The following is a 21,417-nucleotide window of genomic DNA, read 5'->3' on the forward strand; positions in this document are numbered from 1 at the left end:
CCTGCTCCAGAAAAAAGCCGGGCATTGCCCGGCTTTTTCACTTCCACGCCGCCGTCACTCCGTGTGCAGGGCAGTGACGCTGCGGGCAGCCGCGGATGCGCCGCGTCCCTGGCGCGCCCGCGTGATCATGCGCGCCGTACCGCTGCGCATGTCATCGAGGATCGCGTAGATGGTCGGCAGGAATAGCAGGCTGACCACGGTGGAGAACGCCAGGCCACCCGCGATGGCCCGGGCCATTGGCGCGTAGGCCGGTCCATCCCCCGCCATCTGAGTGTTCGCCATCGCGATCGGCACCATCGCCAGGATGGCCGTGCCCATCGTCATCAGGATCGGACGCAAGCGCTCGCGACTGCCTTCCACCAGCGCATCGGTACGGGACAGGCCGCGCCGTCGCAGGTTGTTGATGTGCTCGACCATCACGATGCCGTTGTTCACCACCACGCCCATCAGCACCAGGATGCCGATGAAGGACATGATGCCGAACGTCGTCCCGGTCAATGCGAACAGCCAGAAGACGCCGAACACCGAGAACACCACGCCGCTCATGATCGCCGCCGGGAACAGCAGCGACTCGAACACCGCCGCCATCACGATGTAGATCATGACCAGGGCGATCAGCAGGTTGAACATCATCTGCGCCATCGCCTCGTCGTCTTCCTGGAACGCGCTGCCATCGAAGGAATAGCTGTAGCCGGCCGGGAAGCTCATGCCCATCAGCGTTTCTTCCAGTGCCTTGCGCGCATCGGGCACCGTGACCTTTTCGGCCAGGTTCGCCTGCACGGTCACCGTCGTCTGCCGATTGGTGCGCTGGATCTGCGTGGCCGAGGGCAGCACGGCCACGTTCACCAGGCTCAGCAGCGGCACCGTGCGGCCATCGGGCGCGCGCACCATGAAGCCCGCAAGATCCTCCGTTCCGTAGTCCTCGGCGCCGGCGAAGCGGACCCACACGGGCACTTCCGTTTCGCCGCGACGGAACTCGCGCAGTGGCGCACCGCGCAGGGCCAGGCTGACGAAGCGCGCGACTTCCTGCGCACTGAAGCCGAACGCGGCGGCGCGCTCGCGATCCACGCGCACGGTCAGCTCGCTGTTCTGGTCCCCGACATCCACGCGCACGTCGCGCAGTTCCTTTCGCTTGGCGAGGATGGGGATCAGGTCGTTCGCGATTTCCGACAGGGTCTGCGTCGAATCGCCCACCAGCTGGAAGGACACGCTCTGTCCCGGCTGGCCTCCGCCACCCTGCCCGCCGCCTTCGCCGTTGATGCCAATGTTGGCGCGCGCCGACTTCGGCAGGTCCTTGCGAAGCTGCTCGACCAGGGGTTTGGTTTCGCTGGACTTGTCCGTGTCGAACTTCACCTGCGTGCCGCCCCAGCCCTGTTCACTGAAGTACGAATACACCTGGGTGATGTGGTACTTCTCGCGGTTGGCCTGCAGGAACTGTTCGACCTTCAGGATCTCGTCGGACATCTGCTCCTTGGTGTAGGCGCCCTTCCACTGGTAGTACAGCTCGGCTTCGCCGCCGCTGTCGCCGCCGAACATGTCGAACTTGGTGAACTTGATCGGCACAAAGCTCACGACCACGATCAGCAGGATGCCCAGCACACTCCAGCCGCGGTGCTCCAGCGTCCAGCGCAGCAGGCCTGCATAACGCTTCTGCATGCGCGGGATGATGCCGGTCTCGGTGCGCACCAGCGGCGGCGTCTTCAGCCGCGCCGAGATCATCGGGATCAGGCTCACCGCCACCAGCCACGAGGCCAGCAACGACACCGAAATGGTGATCGCGATCTGGCCCAGGTAGATGCTCAGGAAATTGCGCTCGCCGAACAGGTTGGGGACGAACACGATGCAGTGGCATAACGTGCCCGCCGAGAGCGCGATCGCCACGTGGCGGGTGCCGACGATCGAGGCCCAGACCGGATTCTCCGGGTACTTCTCGCGCTCTTGGTAGATGCTTTCCACCACCACGACCGCGTTGTCGACCAGCATGCCGATCGCCAGCAGCAGGCCCATCATCGACAGGATGTTGAGGGTGACGCCCGCGAAGTACATGAACCCAAGCGTCATCACGAAGCAGATCGGGATGGCCAGCGTCACCATCGACACCGACGGCCAGTGCCGCAGGAAGAACCACAGCACCACGATCGACAGCACCAGGCCGATCAGGCCGGCTTCCGCCAGCTCCAGCAGCGAGGAAGTGACGTTGTCGCCCTGGTTTTCGATGATCTTGACCTGCACGTCGCTGAGCGATGGCTGCGAGCGGATCGCCTCCACTTCCTTCAGCGCGCTGCTGGAGACCTCCACCAGGTTGGCATTGCGCTCCTTGAAGATGTCCAGGCCCACCGCCGGCTGGCCATCAAGGCGACGACCGTAGTCCATGCGCGCCGGCTTCAGCCGCACATCGGCGATATCCCCCAGCCGCACGTTGCCGCTGCCGACCACGAGGTCGCGCAGCTGCTGCAGGTCGGTCAGCTCGCCGACCGGCTGCACGCGCAGGCGCTGTGGCCCATCGCTGATGACGCCCGCGGAAATCGAGAAGTTGACCGCCTGCAGCCGGGTGGTCAGGTCGTTGAGGCTCAGGTTGTGCGCGGTCAACCGGTCCTGGTTGATCGCGATCTCCACCTCGTTCGGCGGCGCGCCGGATACTTCGACGCGCGCGACGCCCGGAATGCGCTCGATCCGCCGCTTGAACTCGCGCTCGATCATGTCGTACGCGCCGGTCAGGTCGGTCTTGCTGGCGAGGCGTACCCGCAGCACGGGCTGGTCGGTGGTGGAGAACTTGAAAACGAAATAACGCTGCAGGTCTTCCGGCAGGTCGTCGCGGATCGCATCCAGCCGCTCGCGCGCTTCCGACGCGGCGATGGCGACATCGCGGTCCCAGTTGGAGAACTGGATGAAGATCTGCGCGCCCTCGGCCTTGGCATTGGACTCCATGCGCTTGATGCCGGCCATCGTCGACAGCGCTTCCTCGGCCGGACGCAGCACCGTGCGCTCGACCTCCTCCGGTGTCGAGCCGGTGTACGGCAGCGATACGAAGATGAAGGGCGGCGACACCTCGGGGAAGGCTTCCAGCGGCAGGCGTACCGCTGCGATCAGGCCGATCACGAACAGCGAGATGAAGAACATCACCGCCGTGACCGGCCGCTTGATGCTGAACTCCGCGACGCTCATGCGGGTTCGCCCTCCCCTTCGACCGGCTGCATCGCGGCCTTGCGGGTGCGGCGGCCGCGTTCGCGGTAGTACGCATCGGCACGCCGGTCCAGCAGGTCGTAGACGACCGGGATGACCAGCAGGGTCAGCAGGGTCGAGACCAGCAGGCCGCCGATCACGGTGATGGCCATGGGCGACCGCACTTCGGCACCCGGGCTGCCGAACAGCGGCGCGGTGGCCAGCGGCAGGAAGCCGAACAGCGTGCACAGCGTGGTCATGATGATCGGGCGCAGGCGCGAGCGAGCGCCTTCGATCAGCGCTTCGCGCTTGGCCACGCCGGCCTCGCGCAGCTGGTTGACCTTGTCGATCAGGATGATGGCGTTCTTCGTCACCAGGCCGACCAGCAGGATCAGGCCGATGAACACCACCACCGACACCGGCGAGTTGGTCAGGAACAACGCAGCCACCGCCCCCACCATCGCCAGCGGAATGGTGAACAGGATGACGAACGGATGCAGCAGCGATTCGAACTGCGACGCCATCACCAGGTACACCAGGAACACCGCCAGGCCGAACGCGAACAGCAGCGAGTTGACCGATTCCGCCAGTTCTTCGCCCTGGCCGCCGATGTGCATGCCGACGCCGGCTCCCAGCGGATTCTCGGCGACCATCGTCTGCACTTCCTGCACCGCGCTGCCGAGGTCGATGTCGCGCAGGTTGGCCGACACGATGGCCACGCGCACCTGGTCGGCGCGGTGGATCTCGCTGGGGCCGGTGGTGGCCACCACGTCGGCCACCGCCGATAGGGTCACGGGGCGTGCGCTGCCGGGATTGACGATCAGCCGGCGGATGCTCTCCACCGAGGCGCGGTCGCCTTCCTGCGCACGTACCAGTACGTCGATCTTGCGATCGCGGAAGCTGTAGCGCGTGGCGACTTCACCGCGCACCTTCTTCACCACGACATCGGCGATCTGGCGCGTGGTCAGGCCCAGCGCACCCGCGCGCTCCTGGTCGAAGCGGATCTGGATCTCCGGGAAGCCCTGCTCCACCGTAGACTTGACGTCGGCGTAGTGCGGGTTGGTGCGCAGCAGGGCCGCCAGCTTCTGGCCCGCCTGCTCGATGCTGGCCAGGTCCTGGCCACGCAGTTCGACTTCCAGCGGCGTCGAGAAGCTGAAGAGCTCGGGCCGGCTGAAGTCGACCTGCGCGCCGGGGTGGTCCTTCATGGTCGCGCGCAACGCTTCGGTCTCGCGCGTTTCAATGGCTTCATTACCGCCATTGGCCATGACCACCGTCAGCTTGCCGATGTTCTCGCCGCTTTCCGTGGGATTGGCGTCGAGTCGCGTGCCGCTGCCGCTGACGCCGTACAGCGCATGGATGCCTTCATCCTTGGCATGCTTGTTCTGCAGTTCGCGAACCAGGGCGTCGGTTTTCGCCAGCGGCGTGCCGGGCGGCAACTTCACGGTCATCTCGAACCGGTCCTGCGCCAGCTGCGGGATCAGGTCCGCACCGAGCATCGGCACCGCCGCGAGCGCGACGAGGAACGTGGCGGCGGCGAAGCCCAGCACCAGCCACGGGCGATGCAGCGACGCCGGCAGCAGGCGCATGTAACCGGCCTCGGCGCGATGGTAGGGCGCCATCGTCAGGTCGCTGGCCTTGCGCATGACCGGGCCGACCACTGCGACGATGCCCCGCCATGCACGCACCACCAGCCAGGCGATGCCGAAGAACACATAGCGGAAGGCGGCGCCGATGCCACGACCGCTGGCGGCGACCGGCTTCTGCCAACGCGAGGCCGGCTTCCACTGCGGATGCGGTGCTTCTTCCGGGAATGCCAGCGGCGGCCGGCCCTTCAGCGAGCTCAGCATGGGGATCAGCGTCATCGACACGATCAGCGAGATGCCGATGGCGATCGCCACCGTCAACGCCTGGTCGCGGAACAACTGGCCCGCGATGCCCTGCACGAACACCAGCGGCAGGAAGACCGCGATGGTGGTGAGTGTGGACGCCACGACGGCCATGCTGACCTCGCGCGTGCCGACCATGGCGGCGTCGAGGATGCCCAGGCCGCGCTCGCGTGCCTTGGCGATGCTTTCCAGCACCACGATGGAGTCGTCCACCACCAGGCCGGTGGCCAGGGCAAGGCCGCCCAGCGACATCACGTTGAGGCTGAGGCCGAGCTCACCCATGAAGAAGAACGTGGTGACGATGGAGACCGGCAGCGAAAGGCTGATGACGAACGTGCTCCAGCCATCGCGCAGGAACAGGAAGATGATCAGGATGGCGAGCAAGCCACCGATCACGGCATCCTTCTTGACGTCGGCGATGGCATGTTCGATGAACAGCGACTGGTCGTCGATGATCGTCAGTTCCACATCCGGCGGAACCTGCTGCTTCAGCTGTTCCAGCTTGGCCTTCAGCGCTTCCGCGGTGGACACGGTATTGGCATCGCCTTCCTTGTAGATGGCGAGTTCGACCGCCTCCTTGCCGGCCAGGCGGATGATCGCCTCGCGCTCCTTGAAGCCCTGGCGCACTTCGGCCACGTCCTTCAGCCGTACCGGCATGCCGCCGGCGATGACATTGCCACCCCCGCCCGAAGCGCTCTGCACCGAGGCCGCCGCGGCCATGGCTTCCGCAGAGCCGGTGGACGCCGCGATGGCGGCCATCTGTGCCGCGGCGGACGCCGCGGCGTTGTCGCCGCCACTCTGCGTGGTCACCAGCATGTCGCGGATCTCGTTGACCGTCGCGAACTGGTTGACCGTGCGCACGAGATAGCGCTGCGAGCCTTCCTCCAGGCGTCCGCCGGAGATGTTGATGTTCTCCTGTTGCAGGCGCTGGATGACGGTGTCGATCGGCAGGCTGAGCTGGGCCAGCTTCTGCTGGTCGATATCGACCTGGATTTCGTCTTCCAGGCCGCCACCGACCTTGACCGCGGCCACGCCCGTGACCGGCTCCAGCTTCTTCTTGAGGTCGTCGTCGGCGTACCGGCGCAGCTCCGTCAGCAGGCGGATCGCGTCGGTATCGTTCTTCGGTTCCTGCTTGTTGGACAGCACCAGGCGCAGGATCGGCTCGGTCGACGGATTGAAGCGCAGCAGCACCGGCGCCTTCGCTTCCAGCGGCAGCGACAGGACCTCCATCTTGTCGCGCACCTCCAGGCTGGCCTGGTCCATGTCCGTGCCCCAGGCGAACTCGAGCACCACGTCGCTCTGGCCCGTACGCGAGACCGACTTCAGCTTGCGCAGGTTCTTCACCACGCCGACGGCTTCTTCCACCGGCTCGCTGATCAACGTCTCGATTTCCGACGGCGCGGCACCCGTGTACTCCGTGCGCACGGTGAGCGTGGGATAGCTGAGGTCGGGCAGCAGGTTGACCTTCAGCGAGCCCAGCGCGATCACGCCGAACAGGAACATCGTGATCCAGAACATCGCGATGGTGACGCGACGGCGGGTGGAGAACTCGACCAGGCCTCCTCCCATCGTCCCGTCGACGCCGGCGGCGTGGGGGCCGTGATCCCCCGGAGAGTGACCGGGCGTGCTCATTGCTTGGTTCCGGCGGTCTTGGCGGCTTCAGGCTTCGCGGCGACCTTGGCCGGCTCGGCGCCGATCACCTGCACGGAACTGCCTTCACGCAGCGCCACCTTGCCGGCAGTGACCACCTGGTCGCCGACCTTCAGGCCTTCGCGCACTTCGATCCATTCGCCGTCCACATACCCCACCTTCACCGGTACGCGCGCGGCCTTGCCGTCGCGCACGGCGAACACTGCCGGATCGCCGTCGTCGAGCAGGGCCACGCGCGGCACCACCAATGCATCGGCGCGCTGGTCGTAATCGATGCGGATGCGGCCGAACATGCCCGGCTGCAGTACGCCATCGCTGGCGAACGAACCCACCACGCGGAACGTACCGCTGCCCGAATCCACCACCGGCGCGATGCGGTCGACCGTGCCCTGGAAGACCTTGCCGGGCAGCGCGTCCACCGACAACGCGATCGGCAGGCCGGCCTTCAACGTGGACAGCTCGCGCTCGGGCACGTTCAGCGTGGCCTCGAGGCGCGATTGGTCGACGATGCGGATGATCGGTGTGTTGATCTGCACGAAATTGCCCGTCTTGATGGACCGCGAGGCCACCACGCCCGAGATCGGCGCGGTGACGGTGGTGTACGACAGTTCGAGCGCGGCGGCGCGGTAGAACGCGCGCGCGTTCTCGAGGTCGTACTTGATCTGGTCGACGTCGTTCGCGCTGATCATCTGCTGCTCGACCAGCTGCTGCGCGCGGCGGTAGTTGTTCTCCAGCTTGCGCATCTGCGCTTCGGCCTGGGCGACCTGCAGGCGCAGGCGGTCCGGGTCCAGTCGAACCAGCGCCTGGCCGGCGCGGACCACCTGCCCTTCCTCGACCAGCACGGCCAGTGCAACGCCGGACGTCTTGGCGACGACCTGGGACTCACCCAGCGCTTCCAGGGCTGCCGTACCGCTGTAGCTCGCCGCGACGGGACGGTGGGTGACCTTCGCGACCTCGACCGGGACGGCGTCGGGCTCCTTGGGCGCTTCGCCGTTCTTGGCCTGGGCCTCGGGAGTCGGGCCGCCCCCCTTGCAGGCGGACAGGACCAGCAGGCTGCACAGGACGGGAATCAGTGCCAGGCGCAGGTACGAACGGCCGGAATGGGGGCGGGGTCGGGACATGGAGGCGGTACCGTGGTGGTGTTGTGGTGGTGTTGTATCAAGGTATATCACCCCTGAACGACTTCCATGCGCCGAAGGTCATGGTGACTTGCGTCGGCATTCGTGCCCGGGGCGATCGTGCTTGAGCCAGGATGCGATGGCGGGTTGCTTCGTCGGAGATGCGACATGCCGGACACCGGCGCGTCGTTGTGTCCCATCGCGTTGTCGTCGCGTGCGAAACGCCCGAGTACCGCACGCGCTCCGCGCCACGCCACGCCGGCGGGGAACACGGCGCATCTTCGCGCCTGTGCGTGACATTCTGTCGCAGGCTATACTTGCGTTCAGCCAAGCGCTGCGGTGGTACGTGGCGCGCGCAACCTGAGAGTTTCACGAGAATGATGCGACTGCTGCCGCTCGCTGCTTGCCTTGCCTTGGCCGCCCTTCCGCTGGCCGCCCTGACCGCCCAACAGGAAACGCCGGTCACTCCGCCGGTCGCCGAAGCCGCCGCGCCCGCCACGGCGCCGGTCGCTGCGCCCAAGCCGCTGGTCGGCAACGCCGACACCGGCCGCACCCTGACCTACACCTGTCAGGGCTGCCACGGCATCGTCGGCTACAAGAACGCCTACCCGAGCTTCAAGGTGCCGAAGATCGGTGGCCAGTCGGCGGAGTATCTGTCCAATGCGCTGACCGAATACCGTATCGGCAACCGCAAGCACCCCACGATGCAGGCCCAGGCGCAGAGCTTCTCCGACCAGGACATCGCCGACATCGCCGCTTTCCTTTCCACCGTCAAGTAATCCCACCATGCCCAACGCCAAGCACGCCCAGCGTCTAGCCATCGTCCTGTTCGCGGCCCTCACCCTGGTGGCTTGCTCGAAGGAAAGCACCGAGGCCTCGGCCGAAAACCCGGGCCACGCCAGTGGCGAACACGGTTCCAGTTCGTCGGCAGGCCTGCCGAAGGGGCATATCGCCAAGGGCGAGGAACTGGCCAAGGCCAAGGGCAAGGCCACCGGGCAGAGCTGCATCGACTGCCACGGCGCGGATGGCAATGCGCCGATCGACGACACCTATCCCAAGCTGGGCGGCCAGTACGGCGACTACCTGGCGCACGCGCTGCAAGCGTATCGAGGCGGCGATCGCCAGCACGCCCTGATGTCGCCCCAGGCCGCCAACCTGAGCGACCAGGACATCTCAGACCTGGCGGCCTACTTCGGTTCGCGCCCCTCGCAGCTGCGCGATCTGCACGGCGTCCACGAGTAAGTCTTTCCCGCATCGGATACGCGAGAACGGAGCCCTTGGGCTCCGTTTTCTTTTGTGGGGACGGCAGGTGTCCTCGGGGGCAAGGTCGCGCGCGACGACCCTTCCAAATGCTTCATCGCAACTGACCTCGCTTCCTGGGGCGACGCGCGCGTCGACCTGATCAGCTGTCCGTCGGGATCGGCGTGCGCTTGACCGGGATCTCCGGTGGCGGGCGGGCCTTGGGCGGCTCGGGGAACAGGCTGCCGAGGCCACAGCCTCCGCCCAGTTGCAGGACGGAGATCGAACACTTGAGCTTCATGTTGGTGCCCGGGATGGGAATGTCGACTTGGCGGACATTCCGCCGCACCCATTCGGCCAGCAGCGACTCGCTCGGCACCCAGTATTTGTCGAAGCTGGTCGGCTCGTAGTCGTAAGGCGGCCGCTGCAGCCACGTACCCGCCTCCGCCAGCCGTTCGCGGGTCCACTGATCGTTGCCGCCGCCGGGAGCGCCCCGCTCCGCCGCCGCGTCGCCCGCATTGCCGGGCACGCGCAGACTGCCATCGGCGTTGTAGAGGCCCGCGTTGCCGCGCCCATCTGCGACGCTGTCGCCCGCGATCTCGCGCCGCGCGTTGCCCCAGTCGTCGGCGCGCGCGGGGGTGTCCCAGCCACCGGCACGGGGGGTCGGCATGGGTCCGCGCGCACCCGACGCCGGGGCCGTCGTGCCCCGGGGCGCGGTAGATGCGTTGGCGTTGGCGTTGGCGTTGGCGTTGGCGCTGGCGGCCGGCGCCGGTGCTGCCCGGGGAGAGGGCTCATTGATCTCCGCCTGGCGCACGCTGCGCTCCCGTGTCGCGAGGGCACGCGGTGCAATATCGCGTGTCGGTACCGGCACGTTCCGCACCGCTGGAGCAGGCACCGCCATTTCGCGTTCGCGGACTTCCGCTTCCCGCGTGGCGACAGCCGGCACGTCGACAGCTCGCATCGGTATCTCGCGGCGCACGACGGGCGCGGTGACGGGCACGGGAATGTCGCGCGTGGGCACGCCGATTTCCCGCATCGCCGGCGGTCGGATCTCCGGCTGCCGGGGCGTGGGCGGCGGCAAGACGAACGCGCGCGTGGGTTCGGCCACCTCGGTCACCTGCAGCGGCTGTTCCGCAATCTCCGGCACCGGCACCTCGCGCAGCGGTACGGGCGGCATGTCCACCGCAACCTCCGGTGCATCAGCGTCCGAAGGCGGCGGCGTTTCGGTCGGCTGCGGAGGAGTCGAGGTCAGTGACGGCGCAGCGGCGGGCGACGCCGTCGCCGCTGCGCTCTGCTCACTGGCGGTCTCGCCCGCCTCCACGGCACCGCCCACGTCATCCGGGCTGCCGTCGCCGACCATCTCCAGCCTCACGCGACTGCTGTCGCCGGCATCGGGCCGCGGTGGCGGAATCTGCACCAGCGCCACCCACAGCAGGAACAGGAAGAACATCAGGTGCAGCAGGCTGCTGCTGAAACCCGCGAGCCAGCGCATCCAGCGCTCTTCGCGCGGCGGCGGACCCCAGCCCTGATAGAACAGCGACCGTAACGCAGTCAGCCGGCTGGGCAGGAACGGTGGCGCGATCCGGGCGCGCGGCGCACGCAGCGCGACGGCATCGACGATGCCATCGGCCTTCTCGCGGGTGATGCGGCCCAGTCGCTCCGGCAAGGCACGCAACCACAGGCCCCAGCCAAACGGCAGGCCGGTCTGGCGCTCGACGATGGTGGCGGCCTTGCGCGGCAGCAGGTGTGCGATGACGTCGGTGGCGTTCGTCACCGGCGCAGGACCCCGTCAGGCCGCGTTGCCGCGCGGGATGTAGGGCGCGTCGCCCGTTTCATGGTCGGTGGCATCGCGCACGGCGGTGACGCCGGGTACGCGTGCCATCAACGTCTTCTCGATACCTTGCTTGAGGGTGACGTCCGCCATGCCACAGCCGTGGCAGCCGCCACCGAACCGCAGCCACACCACGCCATCGCCGCCGACTTCTTCGACCGCCACACGGCCCTTGTGCGACGCCAGTTGCGGATTGATCTCGTTGTCGACGACCCAGCGCACGCGCTCGACCAGCGACGCCGCATCGCCGGGCGCTTCGCCCTTGATGCGCGGCGCCTTGATGGTCAGCTGGGTGCTGGCGCCTTTCAGCACGTAGTCGATGTCGGCGCCGTCGAGCCAATGCACGCTGGCGGCATCGACATACAAGGTGAACCCGTCGCAATCCACGGCCCATTCATCGCCTGCCAGGTCGCGCGGCTCGGCGAACTCCAGCCGCGCATCGGCCTGCGCCGTGCCCGGATGCACGGCACTCAGCCTGACGCCCAGGCCAGGCAAGGCTTCGCGTTCGATCAACTTGCGGAAGTGCGCCTGTGCGCTGTCGGAAATCTGGATCATGGCGCTATTCTAGCCCCCTGCCCGAGGGGCATTCACATCCACAGGCCGGTCGTCGTGGTTCATTCAGACTGGTCCCAGCAGGAGCCGCGCCATGTCCGATCTCATCCCCCTGGCCCGCGCGCACTGCGTGCCGCTGCGTGGCAGCGAGCATCGCCTGCCGCCTGCCCGCATCGCCGAGCTGCTGCCGCAGATCCCTGGATGGGAGCTGGTCGAGGACGGCCACGCACTGCTGCGGACGTTCGCCTTCGCGGATTACTACGAGACGATGGCGTTCGTGAACGCCCTCGCCTTCGTTGCGCATGCCGAAGACCATCACCCCGATCTCGGCGTGCACTACAACCGCGCTGTCGTTCGCTACTCGACGCACGACGTCGGCGGCCTGAGCGAGAACGACTTCATCTGCGCCGCCAAGGCCGGCGCCCTGCTGGGAGAATCCTGATGCGACTTCGCCTCGTCCCGCCCGCCTTCTCCATGCTCGCGGGCATCCTCGTGCTGTCGGCCTGCGCCAAGCAGCAGGAAGAATCCGCCGCGCCCCTGGTCGCGCCTACCGAACTGGCCGCCATCGACACGCCGCCCCCCGTCTACCCCGCCGATGCCGAGTGCGATGGTGCCGGTGGCACCACCGTGCTGCGGGTGACGGTCGAACAGGACGGCGTGCCGGCACGTGTCGCGCAGGTGCAGGGCAGCGGCAACGCCTCGCTCGACAAGGCGGCGCTCGACGCGGTGCAGACCTGGAAATTCCGCGCCGCCACGCGCAACGGCAAACCGGTCAGCCACACCATCAACGTCCCGGTGACGTTCCCGCCGGTGCTGGAGAAGCCGACCCGGTGCTTCGCGCAGGGCGCGGGCTGAATCAGCCCAGTCGTTCCAGCGCGTCCGCGAGATCCTCCGACAGCGGCGCGCTGAGCACGTACGGCGTCCTGCCGCCGTCCAGGGCGAACTGCAGCGACGCCGCGTGCAGGAACAGTCGTTTCAAGCCCACCTGCTCCCGCAGCCGCTTGTTCACGGCCGGATCGCCGTATTTGTCGTCGCCGGTCACGGGATGGCCGATGTGCTGCGCATGCACGCGGATCTGGTGGGTGCGGCCGGTATCGATGCGGACCTCGCAGTACGAATGCCCTCCACGACGCTCCAGCACGCGGAAGTGGCTCAGCGACGCCTTGCCATCGCGATGCACCTGTACGTGGCGCTCGCCACCCTGGCGCAGGCCGATGTGCAGCGGGGCATCGACGCTCATCACCCCGTCGGGCATGCGGCCGACCAGCAGCGTCAGGTAGCGCTTCTCGATCCCGCGCGTCCCGTCCTCGCTGTCCTCGCGCAGCAGCGTCTGCAGTTCAGACAGCGCCGACCGCTTCTTGGCCATCACCAGCAGGCCGGAGGTGTCGCGGTCCAGCCGGTGCACCAGTTCCAGCGTCTGGTTCGGCCGCAGGGCGCGCATCGTCTCGATGGCGCCGTGGCTGATCCCGCTGCCGCCATGGCTGGCAACGCCGGTCGGCTTGTTGATGACCAGCAGCCGCTCGTCCTCGAACACGATGGCGGCCTCCATCCGCTTCAGGAAGCCTGAGGGAGGCGCGACCTTCTCTCCCACTTCCGTGAGACTGACGGGCGGGATACGCACCTCGTCCCCGCCCTCCAGCTTCCGCTCCGCCTTGGCCCGCCCCCCGTTCACCCGCACTTGGCCGCTGCGCACCAGCTTGTAGACCAGGCTGCGCGGGGCACCCTTCAGTTGCCCCAGCAGGAAGTTGTCCAGCCGCTGGCCGCCCCGGTCCGCTGGCACCGTGACCGTCCGCACCGCGCTCTTGGCGGCGGCGGCAGGCTTGGCGGTGGGGGGGCTGGGGTTGGAGCCATTCATTCTGTTACACTCGGAGGGCGAGATAAGGGTTTGATTTCGCAGGGAGTTGCAGTTGGGCCAGAAGCCCGTCTCCCCGCGATTCCGGCAAGTGCGCGGCCACCGCCCCAGGGGCGGCCATGTTAGCGGCTGATCGGCAGGCCCGGATACCGCCGGGTGCGTGACGGCACCTGATGCTGAACATGTCCCGCGTGGCGCCACCTCTTGGGGGAAGCTGCCGCCGGCCCCGCAACACCTATTAGAAAGAAAAGCGCTCCCGCGGCCTGCCGTGGTGTCGTAGCGCTGGAAACCCGATCCGCCCCGCTGCGCCTGCGCAAGGGGCGGTGCAACGTTCCAGAGGCGAAACCCCATGGCGTTCCGCGCGGTAGCAGCGCGCGAGGAACGCACAATGAAACGCATGTTGATCAATGCCACGCAGGCCGAAGAGCTGCGCGTGGCCATCGTCGACGGTCAGACCCTGTACGACATCGATATCGAACAGCCGTCGAAGGAACAGAAGAAGTCCAACATCTACAAGGGCCGCATTACCCGGCTCGAGCCCTCCCTGGAAGCTGCCTTCGTCGATTACGGCGCCGACCGCCATGGCTTCCTGCCGCTGAAGGAAATCTCCCGCGACTACTTCCAGGCCGGTGTCGACCACAACAAGGCCGGCATCCGCGAGCTGCTGAAGGAAGGCCAGGAAGTCGTCGTCCAGGTGGACAAGGACGAGCGCGGCAACAAGGGCGCCGCCCTGACCACGTTCATCTCCCTTGCCGGCCGCTACATGGTGCTGATGCCGAACTCGCCCACCGCCGGTGGCGTGTCGCGCCGCATCGAGGGCGACGACCGCGCCGAGCTGAAGAAGGCGATGGACGCGCTGGCCATTCCCGACGACATGGGCGTGATCATCCGCACCGCCGGCGTCGGCCGCGACGCCGAAGAGCTGCAGTGGGACCTGGACTACCTGCTCAGCGTGTGGAAGGCGATCGCCGAAGCCGCGCTGACCAAGCCGGCTCCGTTCCTGATCTACCAGGAAAGCCGCCTGATCGTGCGCGCCCTGCGCGACTACCTGCGCAGCGACGTGGGCGAGATCCTGGTCGACACCGACGAGCTGTACGAGACCGCGCGCGAGTTCATGCAGCAGGTCATGCCGCACAACCTGCGCAAGCTGAAGCCGTACAAGGACGACATCCCGCTGTTCAACCGCTTCCAGATCGAATCGCAGATCGAAGGCGCGTATGAACGCAACGTCCGCCTGCCCTCCGGCGGCTCCATCGTGGTCGACCAGACCGAGGCGCTGACCGCCATCGACGTCAACTCGGCGCGCGCCACCAAGGGCGGCGACATCGAGGAAACCGCGTTCCACACCAACATGGAGGCGGCCGAGGAAGTGGCCCGCCAGCTGCGCCTGCGCGACCTGGGCGGCCTGGTGGTGATCGACTTCATCGACATGTCCAGCAACAAGCACCAGCGCGAAGTCGAGAACAAGCTGCAGAACGCACTGAAGTACGACCGCGCCCGCGTGCAGATCGGCCGCATCTCGCGCTTCGGCCTGCTTGAGATGAGCCGCCAGCGCCTGCGTCCGTCGCTGGGCGAATCCAGCCAGATCGTCTGCCCGCGCTGCGAAGGCCATGGCCGCATGCGCAGCGTCGAATCGCTGTCGCTGTCGATCATCCGCGTGGCCGAAGAGCATGCGATGAAGGACAACACGGGGCAGGTGCTGATCCAGGCCCCGCTCGAGATCGCCAACTTCCTGCTCAACGAAAAGCGCAGCGCGCTGCGCGAGATCGAACAGCGCCACGATGCGCCCGTCATCATCGTGGCCGACGAGGCGCTGCACACGCCGCACTACGAAGTCACCCGCATCCGCGAAAACGAGCTGGGCGAAGAAAGCAGCAAGCCCAGCTACCACCGCGGCACCCAGCGCAAGCTGCCCGTGCATGCCCTGACCAAGGCGCAGCTCAACATCCCGGCTGCGCCCGCCGTCACCCATGTCAAGCACACGCAGCCGGCCCCGGTGCGTGAAGAGCGTGAGGCGCCGGCACCGGGGCCCGCTCCTGCTCCGGTCGCGGCCCCCGTCGCCGTGGCCGCACCCGCATCGGGCGGCGTGGTCGGCTTCTTCAAGCGCCTGTTCGGTGGCGGCGAAGCCGCGGCACCGGCCCCGCAGGCGCGTCCGCAGCAGGACAGCCGCCCGCGCAACGACCGCAATGGCAACGCCCGTCGCGAGAACCGCGACAACCGGGGCCAGCAGAACCAGGGCCGTGGCGGCAAGCAGGACAACAACCGCCGCGACGAGCGCGGCAAGGGCGACAAGCTGCAGGGCGGCAACGCTCCGCAGCAGAAGCCGCGCAACGAGCAACAGGGCCAGAAGCAGCAGAAGCCGCAAGGCGGCCAGCCGCAGAACGGCCAGGGCCATGCACAGCAGCCGAAGGCACCCCGGCAGCCCCAAGGCCAGCAGGGAGGCAACAAGCCGCAGGGGCAGGAAGGCCAGCGTCCGCAGGCCCCGCGCACGCCGCAGCAGGATGCGCAGAAGCCGACCGGCACGACCCCTGTCGAGACGGTGACCGCCGCCGCGGCCGTGGCCGCCACGCCGGATATCGCGCGCTTCACCCCCCCGGCCGACACGCCCGTGGCGACCCCGCTGCCCGACGCACCGGCAACCGAACTCGAGGCGACGCAGATCGCTGCCATCGAGGGCGATGCGGTCCCGTCCGCCGACGCCGGCGACACGGGCGAAGGTGGCCGTCGCCGCCGCGGCCGTCGTGGTGGCCGCCGCCGCCGTCGCGGCAACGGCGAAACCGGTGCCACCGGTGAAGAAGGCCTGTCGGTCGATGAGCTCGGTAGCGATGACGACACCCCGGTCGCGGACCGGTCGCAGCCGGAGTTCGATTTCGACGACGAAGAGCCGGCCGTCGCCGCACCGCGTGCACCGAAACCGAATGCGTCCGCACCCGTCGCCACTGCCGCACCGGTCGTGGCGACTGCGGCCGCTGCATCCGACGCCCAAACGGACGTTGCCCCCGCTCCCGCGAGCGCGCCTGCACCGGTCGTGACCGAGGCGGTCGCGGCCGTCGAGGTCATCGACGCAGTCAAGGCAGAAGCCGCGCGCATCCAGCCCGAGGTGACCGCCACCGTGCAGCATGAGACCCCGGCCGCGGTCGCCATCGTCGAAACGGTCAAGGCCGAGATCGCCGCGGATCCGGCCCCCGTGGTCGTCGAGGCGGTCGCGACGGTAGCGCCGGTCGCCGCCGTCGAGACGGCGGACACGCAGGTGGAGACCCCGGCGATCGCCCCCGTGCGTAGCGAGCCGGTGCAGATCGATCTGGTCGATGCCGTGAACGAGGCCACCGTCGCCGATACCGAAGCAGCGGTGGTGCCCGCAGCACCGACGACGCCCCCGGTCGTGCCGAAGCCCATCAGCGCGCCGGCCACCGGCTCGCTGTTCTTCGTCGCCGATGCAGACACGCCGCCGTCGGTCACGCGCAGCCTGTTCGAACCGGTGGTCACACCGGCCAAGCCTGCCGACGGGATCGCTGCGGCCGACGGTCAGGACGATGACAGCACGGAAGAGCGCAGCGCCTGACGCGCCGCGTTTCCTGGCGTGAACACACACTGGCCGCGCAAGCGGCCAGTGTCGTTTCAGGGCGCCGGACACCAGCGGGTGGCAGTCACGCAATGATGCGATTACAGTCGTTCCATGTTCCCAGTGCATGGATGCCTGTCATGAAGCGACCCTCCCTGCCCGCATGCGCGGCGCGTGTCCTGATCACCGTCGCGGCGGCCACCCTCCTGTCCACGCAGCCGCTCACGGCGGACGCCCAGCAGCGCAGCCTCGTGGGATGGACCGAGGGGCCCTATCAGATGAAGGGCACGGGCGGCGCGCAGTCGCTCCTGTTCGAGTGGACGTTCCTCGATGTGTACTGCATCGACATGCCCCCCATCCGACCGGCCCGGGATGTCGTGCACGGCACGTTGGGCGGCGGCGCGATCTCGTTCTACCGCCTGCGTTACGAGAATGATATGAGTGCCTACGTGGTCACCTCCACCTTGCCGAGAGACCGCAGTCCCGCCGACGAATACCGCGGGCTGCTGCAGCGCGAATACGACAATTCGCGCGCCGTCACTGCAGTCGCGTCGGCCGACCGCTACCGCGTGGATACCGGCACATCCTCGTTCGGCCCCATGGTGCGGCTGCGGCTGCTGAACATCGGCGATGATGACCCGGATGCACCCTTCCCGGTTGCACGTCCCCTGCTGAACGCACCCGACGAACCGCTCCATTCGCTCTCCGTGCACCGCCTGTTCGTGCACGGCGGCAGCCGTTACGAGATCGCGGTGCTGGGTGTGCCCGCCGTAGGCGAAGCGCGCGCCGCGCTGGAGACACGCGCCACGGAGCTTGCCGACGCCATGGTGGACTCGCTGCAGACCTGCACCGCGGCGATGGAAGCAAGAACACAGGCGCAGCCTGCGCGCTAGCGCCCATCCTCACGCACGCCTGGCATTCCATGCGTGCGCCGGAATGACGGCGTCGTGGTCGAATCGGTCAGTCCACCGCCGATCCGCGGACGCCAAGCCCCGTTGCTGCCTGCATGTCGTATCGCGGCTCGAACAGGCCATGGATTCCCTCCTGCGCGGGAGTGACCTCTGAGGACGACCCAAGGCGCGCCCGCTCCGTCAGCGCGTTGCCGGTCGCTCAGAGCGACCGTGTCGGGTCCATCAGGCCCCACTGGGCGGCCAAGCGCGCCAGGGCGATGTTGTCCTGCACGCCGGTCTTCTCGAACAGGCGCGTCTTGTGCGTGTTGACCGTCTTCGCGCTGAGGTTGAGCCGGCGCGCGATCTCTTCCTGGCGCATGCCCTGCGTGAGCAGCATGGCGACTTCCAGTTCGCGCGGCGATAGCGCATCGAATGGCGACGCGTCGCCGCCCACGGTGTGCAGCGCCAGGTTCTGCGCCACGTTGCTGCCCAGGTAGCGCTTGCCGCGGGCGACATCGCGCACGGCGCGGATCAGCTCGGTGGCGTCTCCGGCCTTGCCCAGGTAGCCGGATGCACCGGCTTCCAGCAGGCGCTTCGGCAGCGGGCCGTCTTCGAGCACCGAAACGATGATGACCCGCACGCCGATATCGGCGCGTACGATGCGCTCGGTCACCTCCAGTCCGCTGTAGCCCGGCAGGTGCAGGTCGCACAGCACCACGTCGGGCTTCAGCTGGCGAACCAGCGGCAGGGCGGCCTCGCCGGTTTCCGCCTCGCCCACCACCTCGATGTCGGTGTCCGTACCGAGGATCAGGCGCATGCCGGTGCGCACCAGCGCGTGGTCGTCGATCAGAAAAACACGGATGGTCATGGAGACGGATGCCTTGGGGGATACGGGTGGAGCGTAGGGGTGGCGTCCATCGCCGCGCAATTAACATTGTATCGACGCGCGCCGGCGGCGGGCGTACCGGCCGGTCGAGACCGCCGCCGGCCTGCGGCATACTCGCGCTTTCCACCGGAATTCCGCCATGACCTCTCTGCGCCGCTGCGCCCGCCACGCCCTCCTGTTGTCCCTCCTCACCAGCGTGCCGGCCTGGGCCGACGACGTCTCCGGTCGCTGGCTGCAGCAAGTCGAAGCGGTCAGCGCGCGCAGCGACACTGCCGCACGCGGCGATGCCATCGGCCAGCGCCTGACGGCGCTCGGCATCGAATGGAAGCGTGAGGCGTTCGAGCAGGACGGACAGTCCGGGCAGAACCTGGTCGCCGACCTGGGCGGCCCCGGCAAGGCGCCGCTGCTGCTGATCGGCGCACACTACGACAAGGTCGACGTCGGCCACGGAGCCACGGACAACGCGTCCGGCGTCGCGGCAGTGCTGGAGCTGGCGCAGGCATTGAAAGCGAAGCCCCTGGCACACCACCGCGTACAGGTCGTGTTCTGGGACCTGGAGGAGAAGGGCCTGCTCGGCTCGCGCGCGTGGGTCGCCACGCCGGGACGCGAGAAACCGGCGCTCTACGTCAACTTCGACGTGTTCGGCTGGGGCGACACGCTGTGGATGATGCAGCCCGCCAGCGACAGCGGCGACAGCCTGCTGGTCGCCGCCCTGCGGGCATCCAGCAAGCACGAGAAACTCGGCTTCCAGCCCGGCGACAAGTATCCGCCCACCGACCACCTCGCCTTCCTCAAGGCGGGTTGGCCGGCGGTGTCGTTCTCGCTGGTCGGTGGCGATGAGATCGACCCGATCCTGGCGGTCTTCGGCGGCGGCAAGCCGGCGCAGATGCCGAAGGTGATGCAGGTGATCCACAGCGCCCGCGACACGGCCGCAGAACTGGACAGCGGTCGCGTGGACGATGCCCTGCGCGTGGTGGAACACGGGCTGCGCGCCTGGGATGCCGCTCCCGCACACTGAGCCTGCACCGCGCCGGACACACAAACGGGCCCTTTCGGGCCCGTTTGCATTGGGGGGCGAGAACACGCCTGGCTCTCCGGGCGGCGACGGTGTCGGACTCGCGGTCCACCGCCAGGCGCAGCTAAGGAACAGGGGGTGTCCGGTGCGCTGCGTTCGGTTCTCTCGTGGTGCCCTGGGTGTCAGCCTTGCGGCTCGGTAGCAGGGGGTCGCGGGAGGCAGAAGGGGTGGATCCGCCGGCCCGACCACTGCGCGCTGTTCTACGGACGTGGATGCGAAGACCGCGTGCATGGCGTTCAGCCTGACTGCACAGTTTTCTCACGCCATTTCCACATGACTTAATCGCGTGGAACCGCCGTGCCCGTGTATGCGTCCGCATCACGCGTCGCGCCGTACGTTGCACCACAGGCAACGCATTCCGCATCCCCATGATGACGTTCGATCTCTTCCACGCTCCCGCCGACGATGGTTCGTACGAGCTGTCGATCAACGAATCCCCTCCCCTGCACTTCAGCAGCCCGGGCGCGGCTTTGGGCTACGCCGTCAAGCTGGCCAACCAGCGCCACCAGCAGGGTCTGGAGTACGCCATCAACATCGAAGGCGGCGACGGTCGCTGGCGCCTGTTCGAGGGCTGGCGTCTCTGCGCCTGATCCACGGGCACGCGACAGATATTGCTGTCCGCAAGCGGTGAGTCCTGAAGTGACGCGCGTGGCACTCTGTGCGCCCGTTTCTTCCGACGACCTGCCATGACGCATCTTTCCGCGGTCTCCCGCTTCCGCGATCTCCATTCGCGGGGTCTGCTACGCCTCGCCAACGCCTGGGACGCGGGTACGGCCCGTCTGATCGAGCACCTGGGCGCGCCTGCCGTCGCCACCACCAGTGCGGGACTTGCGTGGGCACAAGGCTATCCCGACGGTGACTCACTGGACAGGGACGCGTTGCTGCACGCCGTCGCCGGCATCGCGCGCGCCATCCATGTGCCGCTGACCGTCGACATGGAAGGCGGCTACTCCGACGATCCCACCGCGGTGGCGGATACCGTAGTCCGTGCCGTGCAAGCGGGCGCGGCAGGCATCAACCTGGAAGACGGCGCACGCGACCCCGCGCTGCTCGCCACGAAGATCCGCGCCATCCGCGCGGCGTGCGTGCGCCATGGGCTGGATGTCTTCATCAACGCGCGCACCGACGTATATCTTCGCGGCCTGGTGGTTGAAGGCGCGCGCCTCGAGGAAACCGTGGCGCGCGCCGATCTGTATCGCGACGCTGGCGCCGACGGCCTGTTCGCGCCGGGGCTGGTCGATGCGGACGCGATCCGCACGCTGGTCGCGCGCTGCGGCCTGCCGCTCAACCTGATGGTGCGCCCGCAGCTGCAGGACCTGGCCGCGCTGCAGGCGTGGGGCGTACGACGCATCAGCACGGGTTCGGCGCTGGCCGAATCGATGTACGGTCGCCTGGCGACGCAGGTCAGCGCGTTCCTGCACGAGGATGCGACGTCCCTGCCCGATCCGAAGGCGATGGGCTACGGTGCGGTCAACGGGTTGTTCGCTGCATCCGATCACGGATGAGGGTAGGAATTTCCCTACAGCACGGCGGGGCTACACCCGACTGCAAAGGTGAGCACCACCCGCGACCATGGACGCGTCCCCGGCAGCACGCCCTGCGCAGGCCACGAATGGCCGCTCTGCAACGGAAACGGGCGCTGCCTTGAGCAAGCAGCACTGCCGGAGCCGGGGACTCCCCCTTTCAGACCCGACCGACCTGGTCGGGTTTTCTT

16 protein-coding genes are annotated in these 21,417 nt (G+C 67.9%); 9 read left to right on the forward strand and 7 right to left on the reverse strand.

All coding sequences use genetic code 11. The annotated features are described in order from the left end of the window. Positions 1 to 54: 54 nt before the first annotated feature. From CYU89_RS15405 to CYU89_RS15415, 3 genes are read right to left on the reverse strand one after another with little or no spacing between them, the layout of a single operon-like run. On the reverse strand, positions 55 to 3,165 hold the full coding sequence (locus CYU89_RS15405; RefSeq protein WP_296282361.1) for an efflux RND transporter permease subunit: 3,111 nt from the start codon (positions 3,163 to 3,165) through the stop codon (positions 55 to 57). Continuing rightward, positions 3,162 to 6,680, reverse strand: a complete 3,519-nt coding sequence (locus tag CYU89_RS15410) for an efflux RND transporter permease subunit (protein ID WP_296282363.1) — start codon at positions 6,678 to 6,680, stop codon at positions 3,162 to 3,164. Before CYU89_RS15410 ends, CYU89_RS15405 begins: the two co-directional genes overlap by 4 nt. Further along, positions 6,677 to 7,819 (reverse strand): efflux RND transporter periplasmic adaptor subunit, encoded by a 1,143-nt coding sequence (locus CYU89_RS15415; RefSeq protein WP_296282365.1) that lies wholly within the window; start codon positions 7,817 to 7,819, stop codon positions 6,677 to 6,679. Before CYU89_RS15415 ends, CYU89_RS15410 begins: the two co-directional genes overlap by 4 nt. A 377-nt stretch (positions 7,820 to 8,196) precedes the next feature. Between CYU89_RS15415 and CYU89_RS15420 the strand changes: the two genes are divergently transcribed. Both CYU89_RS15420 and CYU89_RS15425 read left to right on the forward strand, forming a co-directional pair. Further along, positions 8,197 to 8,595, forward strand: coding sequence for a cytochrome c (locus CYU89_RS15420; RefSeq protein WP_296282395.1), 399 nt, complete (start codon positions 8,197 to 8,199; stop codon positions 8,593 to 8,595). Positions 8,596 to 8,602: 7 nt separating this feature from the next. Beyond that, the gene (locus CYU89_RS15425) at positions 8,603 to 9,058 is read left to right on the forward strand and encodes a cytochrome c (protein ID WP_296282367.1); all 456 of its coding nucleotides are present in this window, start codon (positions 8,603 to 8,605) and stop codon (positions 9,056 to 9,058) included. A 160-nt stretch (positions 9,059 to 9,218) separates the two neighbouring features. Here CYU89_RS15425 and CYU89_RS15430 read toward each other — a convergent pair whose 3' ends face one another. Both CYU89_RS15430 and CYU89_RS15435 read right to left on the reverse strand, forming a co-directional pair. After that, the gene (locus tag CYU89_RS15430; protein ID WP_296282368.1) at positions 9,219 to 10,829 is read right to left on the reverse strand and encodes a hypothetical protein; all 1,611 of its coding nucleotides are present in this window, start codon (positions 10,827 to 10,829) and stop codon (positions 9,219 to 9,221) included. Positions 10,830 to 10,844: 15 nt separating this feature from the next. Beyond that, on the reverse strand, positions 10,845 to 11,441 hold the full coding sequence (locus tag CYU89_RS15435; protein WP_296282370.1) for an NfuA family Fe-S biogenesis protein: 597 nt from the start codon (positions 11,439 to 11,441) through the stop codon (positions 10,845 to 10,847). A 91-nt stretch (positions 11,442 to 11,532) separates the two neighbouring features. On the opposite strand from CYU89_RS15435, the gene CYU89_RS15440 reads away from it, so the two are divergent. Both CYU89_RS15440 and CYU89_RS15445 read left to right on the forward strand, forming a co-directional pair. Then, positions 11,533 to 11,880 (forward strand): 4a-hydroxytetrahydrobiopterin dehydratase, encoded by a 348-nt coding sequence (locus CYU89_RS15440; RefSeq protein WP_296282372.1) that lies wholly within the window; start codon positions 11,533 to 11,535, stop codon positions 11,878 to 11,880. Next, positions 11,880 to 12,293 carry an energy transducer TonB gene (locus CYU89_RS15445; protein WP_296282374.1) on the forward strand — a complete coding sequence of 138 codons (414 nt, stop codon included), beginning with the start codon at positions 11,880 to 11,882 and terminating at the stop codon, positions 12,291 to 12,293. The genes CYU89_RS15440 and CYU89_RS15445 overlap by 1 nt, the downstream gene beginning before the upstream one ends. 1 nt (position 12,294) lies before the next feature. Here the strand turns inward: CYU89_RS15445 and CYU89_RS15450 are convergent, their stop codons facing one another. Continuing rightward, positions 12,295 to 13,293: an RluA family pseudouridine synthase gene (locus CYU89_RS15450; RefSeq protein WP_296282375.1), complete on the reverse strand. Its 999-nt coding sequence runs from the start codon at positions 13,291 to 13,293 to the stop codon at positions 12,295 to 12,297. A 385-nt stretch (positions 13,294 to 13,678) separates the two neighbouring features. Here CYU89_RS15450 and CYU89_RS15455 point away from each other — a divergent pair, with 385 nt between their 5' ends. Both CYU89_RS15455 and CYU89_RS15460 read left to right on the forward strand, forming a co-directional pair. After that, positions 13,679 to 16,852 (forward strand): Rne/Rng family ribonuclease, encoded by a 3,174-nt coding sequence (locus CYU89_RS15455; RefSeq protein WP_296282377.1) that lies wholly within the window; start codon positions 13,679 to 13,681, stop codon positions 16,850 to 16,852. Positions 16,853 to 16,992: 140 nt separating this feature from the next. Beyond that, positions 16,993 to 17,745, forward strand: a complete 753-nt coding sequence (locus CYU89_RS15460; protein ID WP_296282379.1) for a hypothetical protein — start codon at positions 16,993 to 16,995, stop codon at positions 17,743 to 17,745. A 217-nt stretch (positions 17,746 to 17,962) separates the two neighbouring features. Here CYU89_RS15460 and CYU89_RS15465 read toward each other — a convergent pair whose 3' ends face one another. After that, positions 17,963 to 18,610 (reverse strand): response regulator, encoded by a 648-nt coding sequence (locus tag CYU89_RS15465; protein WP_296282381.1) that lies wholly within the window; start codon positions 18,608 to 18,610, stop codon positions 17,963 to 17,965. Positions 18,611 to 18,767: 157 nt separating this feature from the next. Between CYU89_RS15465 and CYU89_RS15470 the strand changes: the two genes are divergently transcribed. From CYU89_RS15470 to CYU89_RS15480, 3 genes are all read left to right on the forward strand, one after another. After that, entirely contained in the window at positions 18,768 to 19,646 is an 879-nt protein-coding gene (locus CYU89_RS15470; RefSeq protein WP_296282382.1) for a M28 family metallopeptidase, read from the forward strand. 425 nt (positions 19,647 to 20,071) lie between these two features. Next, complete coding sequence (locus CYU89_RS15475) at positions 20,072 to 20,293, forward strand: hypothetical protein (protein ID WP_296282384.1); 222 nt, start codon at positions 20,072 to 20,074, stop codon at positions 20,291 to 20,293. 96 nt (positions 20,294 to 20,389) lie between these two features. Next, positions 20,390 to 21,208 (forward strand): isocitrate lyase/phosphoenolpyruvate mutase family protein, encoded by an 819-nt coding sequence (locus CYU89_RS15480; RefSeq protein WP_296282385.1) that lies wholly within the window; start codon positions 20,390 to 20,392, stop codon positions 21,206 to 21,208. Positions 21,209 to 21,417 lie beyond the last annotated feature (209 nt).

The sequence above is a fragment of the Pseudoxanthomonas sp. genome, assembly GCF_002863005.1.
Classification (GTDB): Bacteria; Pseudomonadota; Gammaproteobacteria; order Xanthomonadales; family Xanthomonadaceae; genus Pseudoxanthomonas_A.